This is a genomic window from Caballeronia sp. LjRoot29, assembly GCF_964252755.1.
In the GTDB taxonomy this organism is placed as follows: domain Bacteria; phylum Pseudomonadota; class Gammaproteobacteria; order Burkholderiales; family Burkholderiaceae; genus Caballeronia.
Map to the genome: position 1 here is coordinate 1 of NZ_CAXUPU020000087.1, position 1,867 is coordinate 1,867.

The following is a 1,867-nucleotide window of genomic DNA, read 5'->3' on the forward strand; positions in this document are numbered from 1 at the left end:
TGTGTGCCGAGCATGCTCAACAGCTCGGGGGTGAAAGTCCCCTATCCAGCCTGATGGTGGCGAAGGATTAGTGAAGCGCAAGGGCGTCGTCGTGAGGCGGGGTCTGAAAGAAGCGTGGAGCAAAGCCACGACCTGACGGACAGAAACCAGATATGAGGCCTACCCGGCCGGACGAGCAAGCATGTGATTGCGAAGTCCATAACCATCAAGGGTTGGGGTGGTAAATCTGGCAGGTGTGTGGCGAAGGCGGTTGAGCTTACCTCGGGAGGCCTGCACGGTGTCCTGGACTCAGGACTGAACGGTTCGTAAGGGCCGTTGAGCGCCGTGCAGGAGTCAGCAGAGGGCATATTAGGGCGGCGACGCCTGAAGGCCCGAACGGAAAGGAGCGGCGAGTAAGCCGGAGAACTCGACATGGAAGCGCAGCAGAAAACGCACCGCGGCCTTGATAGCGGAGGCAGGGGTGAAGCCCCGAGGGCCGCAGATCGAGGGGCTGAATCTATGACGGCGAACCCTGAGACTGAAAGCCCGTCGGCTTATGACCGACTGATGGAAGAAATATGTGAACGGGAGAACCTGAAGCAGGCGTTGAAGCGTGTGAAAGCTAACAAGGGTGCACCGGGCGTGGACGGCATGACGGTCCAGGCGCTACCGGGGTTCCTGCGTGAGCACTGGCTGTCGATAAGGGCCACGCTGCTGAACGGTACGTACAAGCCGCAACCTGTGAGGCGGGTCGAGATACCCAAGCCGGATGGAGGTGGCGTGCGCAAGCTCGGCATCCCATGTGCGCTTGATCGATTCATCCAGCAGGCGGTATTGCAGGTGCTGCAAAGGCAGTGGGACCCGACGTTCTCGGATTCCAGTTACGGTTTCCGTCCGGGACGCTCGGCGCATCAGGCCGTGGTACGGGCACAAAGCTACATCCAGTCGGGGCATCGATGGGTTGTAGATTTGGACCTCGAGAAATTCTTCGATCGCGTGAGCCACGACATTCTGATGAGCCGGGTGGCAAAGCGGGTTTGCGACAGGCGTGTCTTGAAGCTAATCCGTTCCTTCCTGAGGGCGGGTGTGATGGAAAACGGGCTGGTTGGTGCAACGGACGAAGGGGCGCCGCAAGGTGGTCCGCTATCACCGTTGTTATCCAACCTGATGCTTGACGACTTCGACCGGGAGCTTGAGCGACGAGGTCTACGCTTCGTGAGGTACGCCGACGATAGTAACGTCTACGTACGCAGCGAACGCGCGGGCCAGCGGGTGATGGAAGGCCTCAAGGCCTTCCTGAGCGGCAAGCTGAAGCTGAAGGTCAATGAGGCGAAAAGCGCGGTCGCGCGGCCACACACGCGCAAATTCCTTGGATTCACCTTCTCGGACCGAGTACAGGTCAAACGGCGCATTGCGCCCAAGGCGCTGGCTCGCTTCAAGGATCGAATCCGGGAGTTGACTCAACGCACGCGAGGGGTCAGCGTCGACCAGTTGATCGGTACGCTGAAACGATATATGACGGGCTGGCGCGGCTACTTCGGTTTCTGCGAAACGCCCAGCGTACTTCGGAAACTGGATGAATGGGTTCGTCGGCGTCTTCGCTGTTTCCTCTGGAAGCAGTGGAAACTGAGTCGGACCCGATTCCGGGAACTGATCGCGCGGGGAGTGTCCCGAGACCTTGCCGCCCAGACCGTGGGTTCGCCGCACAGTGTATGGCGCTTGAGTTGTAGCCCGGCGCTGAACATTGCGTTGTCCAATCGTTACTTCCGATCGCTTGGACTTCCATCGGTTGGCCCGGTCGGGTAACCGATCCGAACCGCCGTGTACGGACCCGTACGCACGGTGGTGTGGGAGGGGTCGGGCCGCGAGGCCTGCCCCTATCCCGATT

At 60.3% G+C, this 1,867-nt stretch carries 1 protein-coding gene; it reads left to right on the forward strand.

From position 1 onward, the window contains the following. Nucleotides 1-411: 411 nt before the first annotated feature. Nucleotides 412-1,785 carry a group II intron reverse transcriptase/maturase gene (gene ltrA / locus ACSQ83_RS35815; protein WP_436231365.1) on the forward strand — a complete coding sequence of 458 codons (1,374 nt, stop codon included), beginning with the start codon at nucleotides 412-414 and terminating at the stop codon, nucleotides 1,783-1,785. Nucleotides 1,786-1,867 lie beyond the last annotated feature (82 nt).